The sequence below is a fragment of the Psychrobacter sp. TWP2-1-2 genome, from assembly GCF_049896785.1.
GTDB lineage: Bacteria > Pseudomonadota > Gammaproteobacteria > Pseudomonadales > Moraxellaceae > Psychrobacter.
This window is the reverse complement of the sequence record NZ_JAFCVA010000026.1, coordinates 1-14311: the sequence shown is the minus strand read 5'-3', so window position 1 is coordinate 14311 and position 14311 is coordinate 1. Positions and strand designations below refer to the sequence as shown.

The following is a 14311-nucleotide window of genomic DNA, read 5'->3' as shown; positions in this document are numbered from 1 at the left end:
ATCTGACTTTCCGATAGCTTCAGTGATTCCCTCAATTGCTTGTTTTGTGTCATCACATCGCTTTGGTAGGTTTTCGCATCGTTTAGCTGCCCAAGCAATGCCTGATTTTGCCTCTTCAACGCATCGTTTTGTGTCGTCAACTCGAATTGCCGTTCTATTATTTTGTTCTGTGCAGTACGTAATGTGAGGTTCTGAGCTTCCAGAGAGTTGTTTTGCAAAATCAGCTCGCTGTTTTGTGCCTCCAATGCTGCCAGGTAGTCTTGCATTTTTCTTAGTTGCCCAAGCAAGTCCTTTTCTAAGTGCGCTAATTCGTCGCTCATTGTCTGCCTCCTGTTTGATATGGTTCTCAGCCACCAAGTTATTACGTGCTTTGATGGCGCGGTTGGTATTACCTTTTTCGGTCGTGATGCCTCGGCGCTCCATTGCCGTCGCCTCTACTCCCATTTTAATGGTGGGCTGCTGATCAAGCCCCTGATCCTTGTAACTGCGCGCATCCATCAGCGGTAGATGATATTCGGCCAATACCTTATTGGCGGTATCTACCCACATCTCCCGAATACGCTTAATCTCCTGCATCGATGACGGCAGATCATGCGCCTTACGTTTTTTATTGGACCACTCAAACGGGGTCTTAAGCTTTGGATCAAATGCCAAGGTTTTATTTGGTCCAATGGTAGGCGCTCGAGTAGTGACTAAAATATGCGCGTGAAAATTACGGGGATCAGGGTTTTCCTCACCCTCACGCAAATACTTAGAACTTGGCGGTACATTAGGATCAAAAGGCAACTTCATCACCGGACGATGGATACACACATCCGCAATCACATCCATATCGTCGCAAAGCTTTTGGGCAAAGTTTATGGCCAGCTGATGCCGATCATACTCGTCTAACTCATACGGCAAATTAATCAGCCACTCACGCGCCACCCGACTGTCCGAACGTGTCTCTGCCGCTTCAGCGGTATTCCAAAGCGTCTCCCGATCCACACTCACACCTAGCGCTTTTAATGAAAACGGCAAAACGATATCGCTGCTCATCACCCCAGACTTTTTACTATAGTCATGGGTCTTGCCATATTTGGCATCATCAAGCACATCGCCAGCACGATAGGCGGCACACGCCACAGCCGACTGCCCTGCTTTTCGAGAAATTGCCTTTGTCGCGATATGTACCATCATCATAAAGAGCCACCTGCTATTTTTGCTTTTTGCACACCACCGCTTTTTGTGGTGTGCGGGGTTTGGGGTTTCCCCAACGAAGAAGGATTCAAAATTAAGAATAGTAACGAAGTGGATAGATTAAATTTTGAGTCGTTACTTCGCCCTTAGTCAGGGGGACGTCACCATTAAATAATAAAATAAAATATTTTAGGGTTCGGATGTGGTTGTGTTAAAGCTTATCACAAGTGATTGAATGATAGTGGGGTACTTGCTATGCTGAGTAAAATTTAATTGATAAGGATAAATCTGATGTCAGTATCTAATAATAAAGCGCCTGTGTCTATTTTTGATAGTCAAGACTCTAATGAGCTAAAAGAACGTCAACGGTTAGAAGAGTTAAAACGCCAAGCTAAGGTTCAGCAAGTAAAGTTAGAGAAACGCCTGAACAAGCAGAAGATTTTAATGGGTGCGTTTTTGGGTCAGGTGTTGGCAACTGATGGTGAGAGTGAGCAGATGATTCGAGAGTACTTTGCGATTCATTTTCCAGATTTTTTAACGAGAAAATCGGATAAAGAATTGTTTAAAAGTATGATTGAAAGTTTGGGTGGCGATATGGGCTTGGGTGAGGAAGAAGATTCATTTGCAGCCAACGCAAAAGAAAATAATCAAGAGGCTATTGATCAAAACATAGGTGTTGAAAGCAATCAACCTAGCAGTAGTCACCAAACGCAATCTGACTCTATGGCTAATTATGGGGAACAGGATTCGCTGCTAGATGATAATAGTTATGCTACTGGTGTAAATAATCCAGATTTGCGTGGGCAATAGGTAATGATGTTAAAAGTGCTGTTAAAGGAATCATCTAGCAAACAAGAAAGACCATAAACACTGGACGTACAGCCTACAGTTTGGTTCTAGTATAGGAAGTAAACTAAATATTCAGTCACCATACTAAAAAAACCTAGCAGCAACCATCGTAGACAAAACGAAAATTAAACCGCAAACACCAAGTGACCTCAAGATAAAACGTTTATTATTCAATGCTGACCCCTTTTATTTTTATGGTTATTCAATCAATATACACTAAGTGTTATGTGGTGCCAAAAACCATCGAATTACTCACGCCAAGTACACTTATCGAGCCCATCAAACAACATTCAGTTATCTATCAATGCTTTACATACTGAGTATGGTTCCCTAGTGAGGACTTGAACGCTAAATAGCCACAGTGCACTTCATGGTGTACTTACCATAAATATTCTATCTGTGATCGGTGTCCTATGACGCTACTATCTCACAGTACAACCATATTTAAGGATAGGTGTTTTAACATGGGTAAAAAGACAGATGTATTAGATCCTCTAGGTTTAGCATCCTCCGTAGCCTTTGCTTATATTATTTTATTCGTAGCTTTGATGTTAGTTTTCGATAAGATAATAACTAGGGATGGAGTTGTATTACCTGCGATTTTGATTTTTTTAGTTGTCTCCATCGTTAAATATGTTTTTTTCAAAAGAGACAAGAATGTCCCACAATGGTTAGTAGTTGGTTCTTTTCTTATATCAACTATCACTGCTATCGGTATGACCGTAATATTCTAAATTAGAAGAATATACGGTGCGATAAAGCAGTCCATTTAAATCCTACTGTATTCTCATAGTTACAGTAGGATAGCTTATATCAGGGCCATTAGCCGAAACCACTAGACCAACAGATTTTATCAATCTCATACTCATCGATTAAAAAATCGTCTAATGAGTCCCTGAAACCTGGTTTATTACTAAGAAAATTTATCGCATTTTCTGCTTCTTCTCTCTTACTGTAGATACCTAGCATTTTAGTACTATCCTCTAAGCCTTTAACTGTATGTTCAAGAAGATATACAACGGTGGTCATTACAAGCCTCCATAAAAAATAACGGTTATCAACTATACCTATAAGGGACCACTCAGGCCCTCTTACTGGTTTGGTTTCCTATATAAGGATCTAACGTGTTCCAACAATAGTAAAAATTGTTAATTTATATTTTTATGTTAGGTGATAGGGGTTAATAGCTTTATGAGAGATGAATTAGAAAATACTAAGTCCACACAGAAAAACTCAATTCATAGAAAAATTGGTTTAGGCATTTATATCATATTTGCTGTGATCTATTATTTTTTTATGAAAGACATGTTTCTTGATGGAACTTTCTTCCTTATAGTAGGTATAGCGCTTCTTTTAATTATTATATTTAAATTCTTTAAAGACCATACTTACGATTTTCAGGTTATAGCAGTTTGTATGTATTTTCTTATATTTGGTTCAGTTCATATTCTGCAATTGAGTCCATTAATTTTAGTTGTAGCTGGCATTGTATTAGTAATAGTTACGATATTTCCACACTCAAGGTCAGTTAAAAAAGGTTAGTGTTACCTTGATTAACTAAAAGGACAAGCAGTCATGAAAAAGAGACTAGCAGTATTTTTGCTGACGTGTATTATGCTGACAGGGTGTACTAAAGTTATTGATACTCAGAGGGAGAGCACTCAAAACAATGTTCCAACCGTAAAATCTGATGTTGAGAAGGATTTTGAAAATCTCACATTACAAGCTAATCTAGGAGATGCTTCAAGCCAAGCGGAATTAGGGCTTATATACTACTATGGTAGAGGCGTTCCTCAAGATTATTCAAAAGCATTTTATTGGTTACAACAAGCAGCTAACCATGGACATAAAGAAATGCAGGGGATGCTGGCATTGATGTATGAGAAGGGTCAAGGCGTAGATCAAAACGATGCTAAAGCGTTTGAGTTATATCAAAACTTAGCCAATGACGGTATTGACTTATACCAATCAAAAATTGGAGATATGTACCTTAAAGGTAAAGGTACAACCCAAAGTGATACGAAGGCTTTTGAGTGGACGCGCAAGGCAGCTTTGCAGGATCTTCCAATGGCTCAATCAGGGCTGGCAGTATTCTATGAGAAGGGTATCAATATACAGCAGGATAAAAACAAAGCGCTAGAATGGTATCAAAAGTCTTGCAGCAATGGATATCCGTTTGCCTGTGCTGAGTATCGAAGACTTTATCAAAAATAGATATCTGAAATCTAAATACCTCCTCAAAAATTAGGGTTATAACCTACAGTTCGATGTCTGTATAGGGAATCAATGAAACCCAATATTTCTATCCAACGTCATTCACCATAACGCCCATTATACGATTTAACGAAAGGGCTTTTTTATACCCTCTCAGAATGTTAAGTCTCAGGAAACTTGGGGTGGTTTAGTAAGAGCGTCTCCCAGCTCTGACACTAGAGCCAATTTTATAGTCTTTTTCAATTGAAAACTTTTATTATGACTAACAGTCTGGTCCGAATCATAACTTATACCGTCATAACAAATTGGTAGACTTAATAATAGCTCAGCAATATTTTAAACATTCGTTGTACAGACAGTCCAAATGTGTATCTCTATATTAGATATGTCAGCTTAATAATTGCTGATAGCCTATCCATCAATAAAAAAAATAAAAGATGGATGAGCTTGTTCTTGATATAGATGCGTTGACTTAAAAACGCATAAATAGAAAAGGAAAGCCATGATGAACAATCAAGATTTGAACGAACAAAGTATGGATGAGCAGTACAAAAACAATCAAAAAATGGATGATAACGATATGAACAATCAAACCCTAAAAGGCGAATGGAACCAACTCAAAGGTTCAGTAAAACAAAAATGGGGAGATTTAACAGATGATGATCTCACTCATATCGAAGGTGACCGTGACAAACTGGTTGGACGTGTCCAAGAGCGTTATGGTCATTCAAAAGAAGACGCTGAACGTGATGTAGATGAGTGGCGTACACAAAACAACTATTGATGATTGAGTGTTTAATAATTAGACCCTAAAAATGTAAAAAGCCCGTGATTATGGTCACGGGCTTTTTTAGTCAATTCTGCTAATGATGTAAGTAAAGATGAGACGCTTAATAAGTACGGTTTCTTAGTTAAACTTGAACACATGGCGGTGAGCTATTTATATTAATACTTAATGGATTGCGCGCTTTCTCATACTTACTGCAATCCATCTGCCGGTGTTTGATCTAAGTTCGAGTTATTTTCATTAACAGTAACCGTATCATCCGTCTTTTGGTCATTTTCTACACTCCCATTACTAGAATAGTATGCTGTACCACCTGCACCTTCTACCTCCTCTGTAGGAGCAGGGGTTTGATCGTCAGCCTCGGTCGCTGTTTGCACAGGTGTCATTTCGCTAGATTCTGTATTAGGAGCCGGCTCTTCTGTCTCACTGCTGCAAGCGCTGAGACCAAAGAAACTCACCAAAAATACTATCCATAGTTTATTTTGAAGCGATTTAATAGGTACTGATGTTTTCATTTTAATATCCTTATTATAGTTTCTAGCAACAAAAAACATAGAGGATGGGCTAAAGCCCTAAATAATAAGATTTTAAATTAGTCAGTATGGCGATTTACAACCTCTATAATACTCTTACAAATAAGACTATTGATGCTGCGTAGCTTTTGCTCAGGGGCGCCTTGACAGATACTGCGAAAATCATACAGCTCATCTTTATAACCAATGCAATAAAAAAACGTACCGACAGGCTTATCCTTAGTTTCAGAGCCTCCAGACGTTAATAGTCCTGTACAAGCCACATATAAGTCGGCTTCAAACATGGTCTTAGACTTATTAACCAGTTCTTGGGTGACTTCTAAGGATTCAGGTGTACACTCAGCAATTAATTGGCTCGATATATTTAACACGTTCTTTTTTATCGCAACGTCATAGCATACCAAGCCGCCCATTAATATATCGCCTGAATAAGGACTCATAGAAAAGCGATGTGCTAGATAGCCCGCGGTCGCGCTTTCAATGAAGACTATAGTCAATTGCTTATCTGCCAACAACTTAGCACAGCTATCAGTCACAACGCCCTCCATATTAGCATTAGAACAATCAAGACTATTACAGTACGATCCTATTTAAGATTCAATTCATGTAGTGATGAATTTACGTAACAGTATTTTTTAATTAAGCCTACTTATAGCGAGCCACTCAAGCTCTTTTCTTGGTTCGGTACCCTAGTGAGGACTTGAATCTTCGGCTATAGGCTAATGTTATCAAGGTTTCAACTTACGGAAATAGTCACAGTGTACTTCGTAGTGTACCTAACATACATATTCTATCTGTGATCGGTGCGCTATACAGGCATCGAACTGCTAGTATTGTATGTATATTAATAACTACGAAATCGTTAGCAGAGATCAAAACAGTCAATGGGCAATTCAATGATAAAGATAGAACCAGTAATGGACGCAGATATTGTTCCAGGTATTCAGGCTGCTGGTATAAAGTTAGGGATAAGTTTTGACTACTTTAAAAAAAGCACAGAACATATTTATAAACCTACGAAGGAAGAATGTGATGTGCTATCAACTCATAATTTATGGTTTTTTTTCCATAGAGATGAGATGACTATAGGTGGTATACATATAAATGAGATTTATTGCTACTGGGATAATAATATAGTTTTAGAGTTCAGTGGAGATGAGTCCATATTAACTGGCATACATGTAATGAGCAAATATTCAGGGTATTTGTTAAAAAAATTTAAAATAGGGGATAGGCTTGATCTACTGAAATACGAACTTGGATTTGATTTTTACTATGGCCATGGAGATACTCATTACCTAAAGCCAAATCCGTTGGAATCAGAAGATATACTAGAAGGAGTGTATGTTACTACAAATTATCTATTACCTTATTCTGCTGAATATCCAGATCATATTGTTACAGCAATCACAGTATATTTATAAATACACCGAAATCATTAGCGACTGTTTAGGCTCAAGCCTAACGATTAATCAACATAGTCAAATGGTTCGATTGGGTATACCCCAAGGAAACCAGTTATTTTACCCTTCAAACATATTAACAGACTACTCAAAATAGACTGTTAATATGGAACCATCTATAACAGACTTTAGAATTATAGGACTGGTTGCTGTGCTTTTTTCCTATCGTTAACCTATACCTAAAACATAAATCCTCTAAACGATAATTTGTCTATCATTAGACTTGTTTCTATTATTAAATGATAGTAATATCTTGCTATTATCAATAGACATTAATTATTGAGTCTAAGTAATAGAGGTGGCGTTATGACCGTTCGTATTTATGTGAGAGCCAGCACTAAAGATCAAGACGCTAAGAGAGCCCTATCTGACTTGATTAGCTTTAGCCAAAGCTATGATGATAACCATGTTGAGTACGTTGAGCATTTCAGTGGTACGAAGCTTGATAGACCAGCACTCACTCTGTTACTCAATGATGCTGAAGAAGGCGATATTCTGCTGGTTGAAAGCGTGGATAGATTAAGCCGGCTATCTCAAGATGATTTTGCGATCTTAAAGCAGCGTATCAAAGATAAAGGCTTACGATTGGTGGTAGCTGATCTACCAACCACGCATACGGTAAGTAAGGGCATGACAGGTGAGATCCTAACAGTGATTAACCATATGCTGATCGACTTGTTAGCAACGATGGCAAAGCTTGATAACGACAAGCGTAGAGAGCGTATCAAGCAGGGATTGGCGAATAGTGGCTATAAACCTACTGGTAAGAAGCCTAATACAACGAAACACAATCGTATTAGAGAATTGGCCAGTCAAAATAATATGACAAAAGAGGAAATTGCTAAGGCGGTTGGCGTTGGGGTAGCTACCGTTTATCGGGTGATAAAAGAGAGCTAGACCGCCCCAGGATTGACCTACACTTTAACTTCCGTACTATAGCTTTGCTTTTTCTTAGTCATGGCAAACTCCTCATCGAGTCGTTAGTTTACTAAGTTTATTTATACGGTTTCCTCAGCATAGCTCAGTATTCCAAAGCGTTTCTCGATCCACACTCACACCTAGCGCCTTTAGCTTAATGTAATATATAGAAAGTTAAGTAGCCAAAAAAAGGATGGTCATGTTTAAGTTTCTAGAGCATAAGAAGAATGATACGTGGGTTGATAATGTATTGGTAATAGTGATACGCCTTACAATTACAGGATTCATAGTAATGTTAGGTTTTTTTTTGGCGTTTGTTGCAACGATGGGTCCACCTATTGCACCTCATATTTGGAATGGGGGTCTGGATGCTGGTATTAGAATAAGCACTGGTGTTATCGGCTTGGGTTCATGTGCTGCTATATTGCTTTGGTTTTTCTGGACTCTATGTTTTGATATCTATCGCCTTATTATTCGTACACCCCTGCCCGACTCTGATATTGAAACCAAATAGAGCACGTAAGGTTTATAGCTACCTATTATTAATAAAAACCACAGAAAGAGATTTAGATGCCAAGTTTTATAGTTGTAGACGATGAAATTATTAACTTATCGGAAATAAGACGGATAATTGCGGATAAAAAGCGACTTACAATCATATTTCATTTAGGGTTTTGGAATGGTAACGCATTCAAACGATGTACTGACAACGAGCATTTTGAGGAAGTTTTTAGGGATATAGTAACCAAGTTAGAAGCTGAGCACGTTTAAACAGACTACTCGGAGTGTCCAGTTTTAGCTATCGCCAGTCATTAACTGGTGATAGCTAAAACCATAATTGGCGTATGATGGTTGAGATGACCATAGAGACTACAAAGAAATACCAATACAGATATTTAGGTTTGACTAAATTGGTATATTTATAAAATAAAAAACTGAAAATATTTAAAATAAGTAATATACCTAAGAAATAAGCGGTAGGTATTAATTCTTTCATCATATTAGTACTCTCTAATAGTTTTTTTATGGCTTACTAAGCACGATTCAGTTAACCAAATAGGCTATACAGTATTACAGCAATAAACAAAAGGGACGAAATATCATTACCCAAAATTATCCATTTATGCCAATTTTTACCCTTATTGTCATTATGAATAATAGAACTACTGTTGTAATGACTTATAAAATCATCATCACTTATATAGTGCCTTTTTTTCGATAAAGATATTTTTTGATCTAGATCTATAGGTATGACAACTTGCTTCAAAGCTGCTAAAAATACTCCTAGCCATATTAAAATGTTCTGTATATCCCTATCTATCAAAGAGTGTATGAAAAAACCAAAACTTAGGATTAAAGCCACAATAAAAAGCTTGCGGTAACTTCCTTTTGGGTAATCTAGGATAAATTTCTGCATCAAAAATCCTATATATTTAATATAAAAAATACTAATGCCATTCTATGATTTTCGCGAATTGTTACGACCTGTAAATAACTCTATACCTAGACAGATAACAAATCCCATAAGTCCTATAGCATAAAATGAATCAAGTAATATTTTCCCCGTCAACTTATAGTCTAAATAAACGATCCCCATAAAGAGCATTAGAAGTAAGATTACGGACAATGCTCTTTTTAGATAATATTTCATGAAACCCTTATAATTCAGCAAAAATACTACTTTATTTTATATAAATAAACGTATGTTTATTTAAGGTATTGAATAGTAATGTTAGTGATAATCATTGTCAATAAAGATATTCATAAGATACTGAAGATACGGCTCCCGAGTGAGGACTTGAACGCTAAGCTGTGAGCTAATGGCATCAACGTTTTAACTCGCTGAAATAGTCACAATGTACTTCATGGTGTACTTACTATATTCATGATCTGTGCGGAAAAGGTTAAACTAAAAAGTCACTACATAACTTGGATTAATCCATGCCACTTAAAAAATTTATGATGATTTTTACACCGTATATGATTATTTATATTGTGTATTTAATTTATGAAGTGACAATCGCTAGTAACGTTGACGTTAAAGGGTGGTGGCAATTGGCACTAATCTTTACAGCGCTGTATCAAGCCTTAGTCTCGATAGTGTATTGTGTCATTGATAAATTATCTCCGTCGTCTTATCAATATACGGCTATCTATGGCTTACTATTTGCCTTACCTTTTGCGATAGTTTTTCTGATTAGTGAGATTTTTTATCCGATTAATTGGTATGCAGTTAATATGAAAGAGGTCGAATTGATTGCGGCACAAGCAGTAGTTCAAAGCTCTCTTTTTTTACCAGTTACGACAGGTCTGATTCTATTGACTCATTTAATCATAAGGTGGTTGATATACCTTAGGTGGGGTCGATAGGTATACCTATCTTCCAAACTCATCTTTAATCTTCTTTATTTTTTGTTCTGCTGCTGCTTCGTAAATCTTATAAGTCTTATAGTCTTGTTAGACCATCTGAAACAGTTATATCTGATTACGCTAGTTAAGGCTTAGAAGACGCTTAAATAGGCTCTAGAGAGAAGAAACGACCATAATTGCATAGAATTCTGCTAAAATAAAAACTATAGAACAGTTGTTGCTACAAGATTTGATAAGTTAAATTAGAGCTATGAGAATACAGTGGCTCGCGTTTATCTTTGGTTCAAATTGTGAATGTTCAATACACCTTAATTATTATCTTCTGTATTAGCATTAAGTGTTATATCTAGCTAGATAGGATGAGTAGAAAATATCTCGTTCTATCTAGCTTTTTTTGTGTTGTGTTTTATATATAACCAAACAGAATTTATTAAAATACTGTGCTGTTCGATCATTATCAATGTATCCAGTTTTCAATCGTATATTTACACGCCGATCTACTTACAGACAAAAATTTTTAGGAGAGAAATTATGAGTATGGTATCTGAGTTTAAAGAGTTTGCTTTAAAAGGTAATGTAATGGACTTAGCTGTCGGTGTCATTATAGGTGGTGCATTTGGAACCATCACAACATCGTTAGTCGAGGACATCATGATGCCAATCGTCGCCTTTATTGCTGGCGGTGAAATCAACTTCAAGAATATGTTTGTGATATTAGGCGATGTGCCTGAAGGTATTGCTATGACCTATGACGCCTTGAAAGAAGCAGGTGTTCCTGTATTAGCTTATGGTAGCTTTATTACGGTACTTATTAACTTCCTGATTTTAGCATTCATCATTTTCATGATGGTGAAGATGGTCAATAGATTACGTCGTGCAGATGAAGTAAAGGAAGAAGTGACAGAAAAACCTTCAGAAGAAGTGCAGTTACTTCGTGAGATTAGCGCTAAGCTTAGCAATACGAATGTTACTAAATAAGAGAGTCTAACCTGAGATGCTCTAATAGAATGAAAAAAGGAGCCCATCTGAACTGACCCCCAAATATTGGACGGTTTAGTTTACCCCAAGGACTGAGTCCTGTACTGCACAGGACTCAGTCCTTTTAGTTTCTATCAGTGACAATAACTGCTGCCTGAGCAGATAAGCCAAAGAGAGATAACGCCATACTTAGAATAACTTTTTTCATAGAACCTTCTTTCTTTAATACCCAAAACACTGCTTTCAAGCATTAATAATACCCTATATTTGTTCAATAAAGTGAGTGCTATATAACTAAACGTCTGATTTACACAGCAGTTTATTTATAATTTGCCTGATAGACGGGTTAGTGCCATAGTTGTTCACTGAACGTTCTGGACAGTTGTACTGTACAGTCTTTAAAAACGTACTTGAACACTAGGTGAACAATGAACATATCCGTGACAAAAGCAGCAAAAGAATGGGGTGTATCAAGAACGACGATCTATCAGAAAGTCAATGACGGTGAGCTTTCCAGAACAGCAGATAAGAAAATAGACGTTTCAGAAATGTTGCGCGTGTTTGGTGAGCCAATTTCTAAAAAACGTACTGAACGTTCAGTGGACACTGTTCAAAGTACACCTCTGAACAGTCAAAGTGTTCAGTACAATACGGACATTGAACACCTATTAGCGCTTGAAAAGCTCAAGAATGAACATCTCAGCCAACAAGTGAGTGATCAAAAGAAGTTAATAGAAAATTATCAGCAGCAGATAGGACAATTGAACAAAACACTGGATAAAGCCAACGCCAGTATCCAAGATTTCGCACAAGTGAGACTGTTAGAGTTTAAGCAAGCTGAAATGAGCGATGAGCCGCCATTTGAACCAGAGCAAGAAAAAAAAGACGATTCAGTCGTCGCGACGGCTAAGAAGAAAAAACGGTGGTTCTTTTGACTATAACGGGTGTTAGAAAAAAATTAGTGTTTAATCTTTGGTAGATAGCTCTCTAAAGCCTTATTGGGCTTGTTAAAGCTTTCAGGCTCTCGCTGTATGATATTAATCATTTCGCGCTTAAATGCGTCAGTCTGCATTTTGCCGTCATAACTTAGGCTTGGATGGTTGTTATAGTCATTCATAAACTGCACGTTATCAACAATAGACTGTATGGTAGCTTGTGACAGGGTGCCATCTTCATTGGTTAATTTATCAAGTGTTTTCCGATGGAATTTGAGCGTTAGACCTTCGTAGCCTTTGCCTCTACTCTTTTTTTTATATTCCACACTAACTTTATAATTTGTACTTTCGTTAATCTCCTCTAATGCTTTATCAATCACATATTTCCGAAGTTCACTAAATTGCTTGTATTTACCTTGTATACCCATGACATATTTAAAATCTTCAAGCTCATATGCCTTACTGTATTGATACTGTCCAATCCAACACACTATTAATTCATATAAGCGTATTGAGTGTATGCTTGATAGCTCACTGATCTCTAACAACTTATATTTAGTAAAATTTGCTTTCAATTGTGTCAAATACGGCAATATATCTTCTGCAAAAGTTAGCGTAATTTTCCCTGTATTTGGGCTAAATAAAAGACTACTAACAAAGCGTGTACGCAGTACTTCATTGTCTGGCAGTGCGATGATCACTTCCCTTTCAAACAAGCGGTTACTAGCTTGCTCAATATCACGATAGATATTTTTTGCGTTGCTATCACGATAAAAAAGCCTTTTTATCTCATCAGCAGTAATAGTAAATTTGGTTTGTTTACTGATATTTGGCGCATCAGGTCGGCTATCAATTTGACTAATACAAGTTAATAAAAGCTCTTTTTCTTTTGTTGTCATCGTATAAGTAGCAAGAACTAAATCATTTGACTGTACGACTAAATTATTTTCCATTTTATATTTCACTATTTCTACGTTTATTGTAATTCCATATGAGATAAACTACCATAAAAATAGTAAAATAAATAGCTATCTTTAAATAACTCTTTTTTTGGCTCATTTACTCTTTTTTTGGCTCATTTACTCTTTTTTTGGCTCATTTACTCTTTTTTTGGCTCATTTACTCTTTTTTCTATTTGTAAGCTATTGATTATAAAGAAGAAAAAAGGCTCTTAAACAGGAGTAAACAGGAGTAAACAGGATCAAATAAAAACCTTTAAAGAAACGGGTGATAAAATTTTTTGTGGATAAATGAAAAATCATCACTTAAACAACATAGCTTGGCTAAGCAATTTATCCCTCAGTAATCGTTTTTTTAAGGATTAGATTAAGGACTAAATCCTCGGCTAGGTGTATTAGTTCTACTCACTTGATGATGATAGGACTCTAAACCACCCTGTAAGGCTTTGTGTTGGCTTTCAGACAGCTCTTTGCCATATTGCTCAGTAAACGTCTTTAAAGTAGCTTTAAGGGCCTCTGAGTAGGTTTTACGCTGGGTTGGTGGTAAAGAGTTAACATCACGCAACGCAAGTTTGAATTGCTGACAGGTTTTATCCAAGGTATCTGCTAAATATTCTTTGGCAACGTCTCTTGCCTCAACTGAATGACTATCATTATTGATGTAATGGTTTAACCCTTCTATGTAGCTAGACGATGAGATGATGTCCCGAGTCATTCTGCCAACCTCTCCTGCGCTACCACCTAACTTGTCGATGATACTGCTATTAAATTCCGCTCGTTTTTGATCGATACTGTCTCTGAAATCTGTAAAATGTTTGGTAAGCGCTAGATACTGCTCACGTTCAGCGTTAGGATCACGCAACAGCTTGATAATGGCTTTGTTGTTTTCAACCAGCGTGTAATCAAAACGTTTGGCCACTTGGCGTAAGTGCGCGGTAAATTCCACGGCTTTATCGTGGTCCTCAATACCATGGCGCTGTGCAAACTCGCTAAGTTGCGCCACTTGACGCTGATCAAATTTATCAGGGGCGTCAGCCGCGGTTTCTCCTTGCTCCCATCTGATAGCCATCGCCTCACCATGACGTTGTATCAAGCGCATCGCTAGGTGCAGCTTCATACGTTCAGC

The 14311-nt window shown here is 37.2% G+C and carries 17 protein-coding genes and 1 pseudogene; 10 read left to right on the top strand and 8 right to left on the bottom strand.

The window, feature by feature from the left end; all coding sequences use genetic code 11:
* Positions 1-1182 (bottom strand): MobA/MobL family protein (locus ACP7AE_RS13690; RefSeq protein WP_426243732.1); only part of this gene is annotated, 1182 nt, incomplete at its 3' end.
* Between the two features lie 288 nt (positions 1183-1470).
* Here ACP7AE_RS13690 and ACP7AE_RS13685 point away from each other — a divergent pair.
* Positions 1471-1989 (top strand): hypothetical protein, encoded by a 519-nt coding sequence (locus ACP7AE_RS13685; protein WP_198331092.1) that lies wholly within the window; start codon positions 1471-1473, stop codon positions 1987-1989.
* 503 nt (positions 1990-2492) lie between these two features.
* Complete coding sequence (locus ACP7AE_RS13680; RefSeq protein ID WP_305935607.1) at positions 2493-2762, top strand: hypothetical protein; 270 nt, start codon at positions 2493-2495, stop codon at positions 2760-2762.
* 88 nt (positions 2763-2850) lie between these two features.
* Here the strand turns inward: ACP7AE_RS13680 and ACP7AE_RS13675 are convergent, their stop codons facing one another.
* Entirely contained in the window at positions 2851-3057 is a 207-nt protein-coding gene (locus ACP7AE_RS13675; RefSeq protein ID WP_426243729.1) for a DUF7336 domain-containing protein, read from the bottom strand.
* A gap of 546 nt (positions 3058-3603) precedes the next feature.
* Between ACP7AE_RS13675 and ACP7AE_RS13670 the strand changes: the two genes are divergently transcribed.
* Both ACP7AE_RS13670 and ACP7AE_RS13665 read left to right on the top strand, forming a co-directional pair.
* Positions 3604-4242 (top strand): tetratricopeptide repeat protein, encoded by a 639-nt coding sequence (locus ACP7AE_RS13670; protein ID WP_011954796.1) that lies wholly within the window; start codon positions 3604-3606, stop codon positions 4240-4242.
* Positions 4243-4744: 502 nt separating this feature from the next.
* A complete protein-coding gene (locus ACP7AE_RS13665) occupies positions 4745-5026 on the top strand; it encodes a CsbD family protein (RefSeq protein ID WP_413501051.1) in 282 nt (93 codons plus the stop codon).
* Between the two features lie 194 nt (positions 5027-5220).
* Here ACP7AE_RS13665 and ACP7AE_RS13660 read toward each other — a convergent pair whose 3' ends face one another.
* Positions 5221-5487 carry a hypothetical protein gene (locus ACP7AE_RS13660; protein WP_305935604.1) on the bottom strand — a complete coding sequence of 89 codons (267 nt, stop codon included), beginning with the start codon at positions 5485-5487 and terminating at the stop codon, positions 5221-5223.
* A 134-nt stretch (positions 5488-5621) separates the two neighbouring features.
* Entirely contained in the window at positions 5622-6098 is a 477-nt protein-coding gene (locus ACP7AE_RS13655; RefSeq protein WP_227522865.1) for a CinA family protein, read from the bottom strand.
* Between the two features lie 381 nt (positions 6099-6479).
* Between ACP7AE_RS13655 and ACP7AE_RS13650 the strand changes: the two genes are divergently transcribed.
* The 3 genes from ACP7AE_RS13650 (at position 6480) to ACP7AE_RS13640 (ending at position 8457) form a co-directional block, all read left to right on the top strand.
* Positions 6480-6986 (top strand): hypothetical protein, encoded by a 507-nt coding sequence (locus ACP7AE_RS13650; protein ID WP_426243726.1) that lies wholly within the window; start codon positions 6480-6482, stop codon positions 6984-6986.
* 345 nt (positions 6987-7331) lie between these two features.
* Positions 7332-7922, top strand: a complete 591-nt coding sequence (locus ACP7AE_RS13645; RefSeq protein WP_426243724.1) for a recombinase family protein — start codon at positions 7332-7334, stop codon at positions 7920-7922.
* A gap of 220 nt (positions 7923-8142) precedes the next feature.
* Positions 8143-8457 (top strand): hypothetical protein, encoded by a 315-nt coding sequence (locus ACP7AE_RS13640; protein WP_426243722.1) that lies wholly within the window; start codon positions 8143-8145, stop codon positions 8455-8457.
* 534 nt (positions 8458-8991) lie between these two features.
* On the opposite strand, the gene ACP7AE_RS13635 is transcribed toward ACP7AE_RS13640, so the two are convergent.
* On the bottom strand, positions 8992-9360 hold the full coding sequence (locus ACP7AE_RS13635; RefSeq protein WP_426243720.1) for a hypothetical protein: 369 nt from the start codon (positions 9358-9360) through the stop codon (positions 8992-8994).
* Between the two features lie 524 nt (positions 9361-9884).
* Between ACP7AE_RS13635 and ACP7AE_RS13630 the strand changes: the two genes are divergently transcribed.
* Positions 9885-10313 carry a hypothetical protein gene (locus ACP7AE_RS13630; RefSeq protein ID WP_426243718.1) on the top strand — a complete coding sequence of 143 codons (429 nt, stop codon included), beginning with the start codon at positions 9885-9887 and terminating at the stop codon, positions 10311-10313.
* A gap of 531 nt (positions 10314-10844) precedes the next feature.
* Complete coding sequence (mscL, locus tag ACP7AE_RS13625) at positions 10845-11291, top strand: large conductance mechanosensitive channel protein MscL (RefSeq protein WP_201625140.1); 447 nt, start codon at positions 10845-10847, stop codon at positions 11289-11291.
* Between the two features lie 80 nt (positions 11292-11371).
* Here mscL and ACP7AE_RS13620 read toward each other — a convergent pair.
* Positions 11372-11422, bottom strand: a pseudogene (locus ACP7AE_RS13620) (IS3 family transposase); the annotation flags it as partial.
* A 297-nt stretch (positions 11423-11719) separates the two neighbouring features.
* Between ACP7AE_RS13620 and ACP7AE_RS13615 the strand changes: the two are divergent.
* On the top strand, positions 11720-12226 hold the full coding sequence (locus tag ACP7AE_RS13615; protein WP_426243716.1) for a plasmid replication DNA-binding protein: 507 nt from the start codon (positions 11720-11722) through the stop codon (positions 12224-12226).
* A gap of 23 nt (positions 12227-12249) precedes the next feature.
* On the opposite strand, the gene ACP7AE_RS13610 is transcribed toward ACP7AE_RS13615, so the two are convergent.
* Positions 12250-13179 (bottom strand): replication initiation protein, encoded by a 930-nt coding sequence (locus ACP7AE_RS13610; protein WP_426243714.1) that lies wholly within the window; start codon positions 13177-13179, stop codon positions 12250-12252.
* 373 nt (positions 13180-13552) lie between these two features.
* Positions 13553-14311 (bottom strand): hypothetical protein (locus tag ACP7AE_RS13605; protein WP_426243712.1); only part of this gene is annotated, 759 nt, incomplete at its 5' end.

What these genes read in the sequence shown, in the direction of transcription:
- ACP7AE_RS13615 (WP_426243716.1), top strand. Translation starts at nt 11,720, where the DNA reads ATGAACATATCCGTGACAAAAGCAGCAAAAGAATGGGGTGTATCAAGA.
- ACP7AE_RS13645 (WP_426243724.1), top strand. Translation starts at nt 7,332, where the DNA reads ATGACCGTTCGTATTTATGTGAGAGCCAGCACTAAAGATCAAGACGCT.
- ACP7AE_RS13685 (WP_198331092.1), top strand. Translation starts at nt 1,471, where the DNA reads ATGTCAGTATCTAATAATAAAGCGCCTGTGTCTATTTTTGATAGTCAA.
- ACP7AE_RS13630 (WP_426243718.1), top strand. Translation starts at nt 9,885, where the DNA reads ATGCCACTTAAAAAATTTATGATGATTTTTACACCGTATATGATTATT.
- ACP7AE_RS13665 (WP_413501051.1), top strand. Translation starts at nt 4,745, where the DNA reads ATGATGAACAATCAAGATTTGAACGAACAAAGTATGGATGAGCAGTAC.
- ACP7AE_RS13650 (WP_426243726.1), top strand. Translation starts at nt 6,480, where the DNA reads ATGGACGCAGATATTGTTCCAGGTATTCAGGCTGCTGGTATAAAGTTA.
- mscL (WP_201625140.1), top strand. Translation starts at nt 10,845, where the DNA reads ATGAGTATGGTATCTGAGTTTAAAGAGTTTGCTTTAAAAGGTAATGTA.
- ACP7AE_RS13635 (WP_426243720.1), bottom strand. Translation starts at nt 9,360, where the DNA reads ATGCAGAAATTTATCCTAGATTACCCAAAAGGAAGTTACCGCAAGCTT.
- ACP7AE_RS13640 (WP_426243722.1), top strand. Translation starts at nt 8,143, where the DNA reads ATGTTTAAGTTTCTAGAGCATAAGAAGAATGATACGTGGGTTGATAAT.
- ACP7AE_RS13610 (WP_426243714.1), bottom strand. Translation starts at nt 13,179, where the DNA reads ATGGAAAATAATTTAGTCGTACAGTCAAATGATTTAGTTCTTGCTACT.
- ACP7AE_RS13675 (WP_426243729.1), bottom strand. Translation starts at nt 3,057, where the DNA reads ATGACCACCGTTGTATATCTTCTTGAACATACAGTTAAAGGCTTAGAG.
- ACP7AE_RS13680 (WP_305935607.1), top strand. Translation starts at nt 2,493, where the DNA reads ATGGGTAAAAAGACAGATGTATTAGATCCTCTAGGTTTAGCATCCTCC.
- ACP7AE_RS13670 (WP_011954796.1), top strand. Translation starts at nt 3,604, where the DNA reads ATGAAAAAGAGACTAGCAGTATTTTTGCTGACGTGTATTATGCTGACA.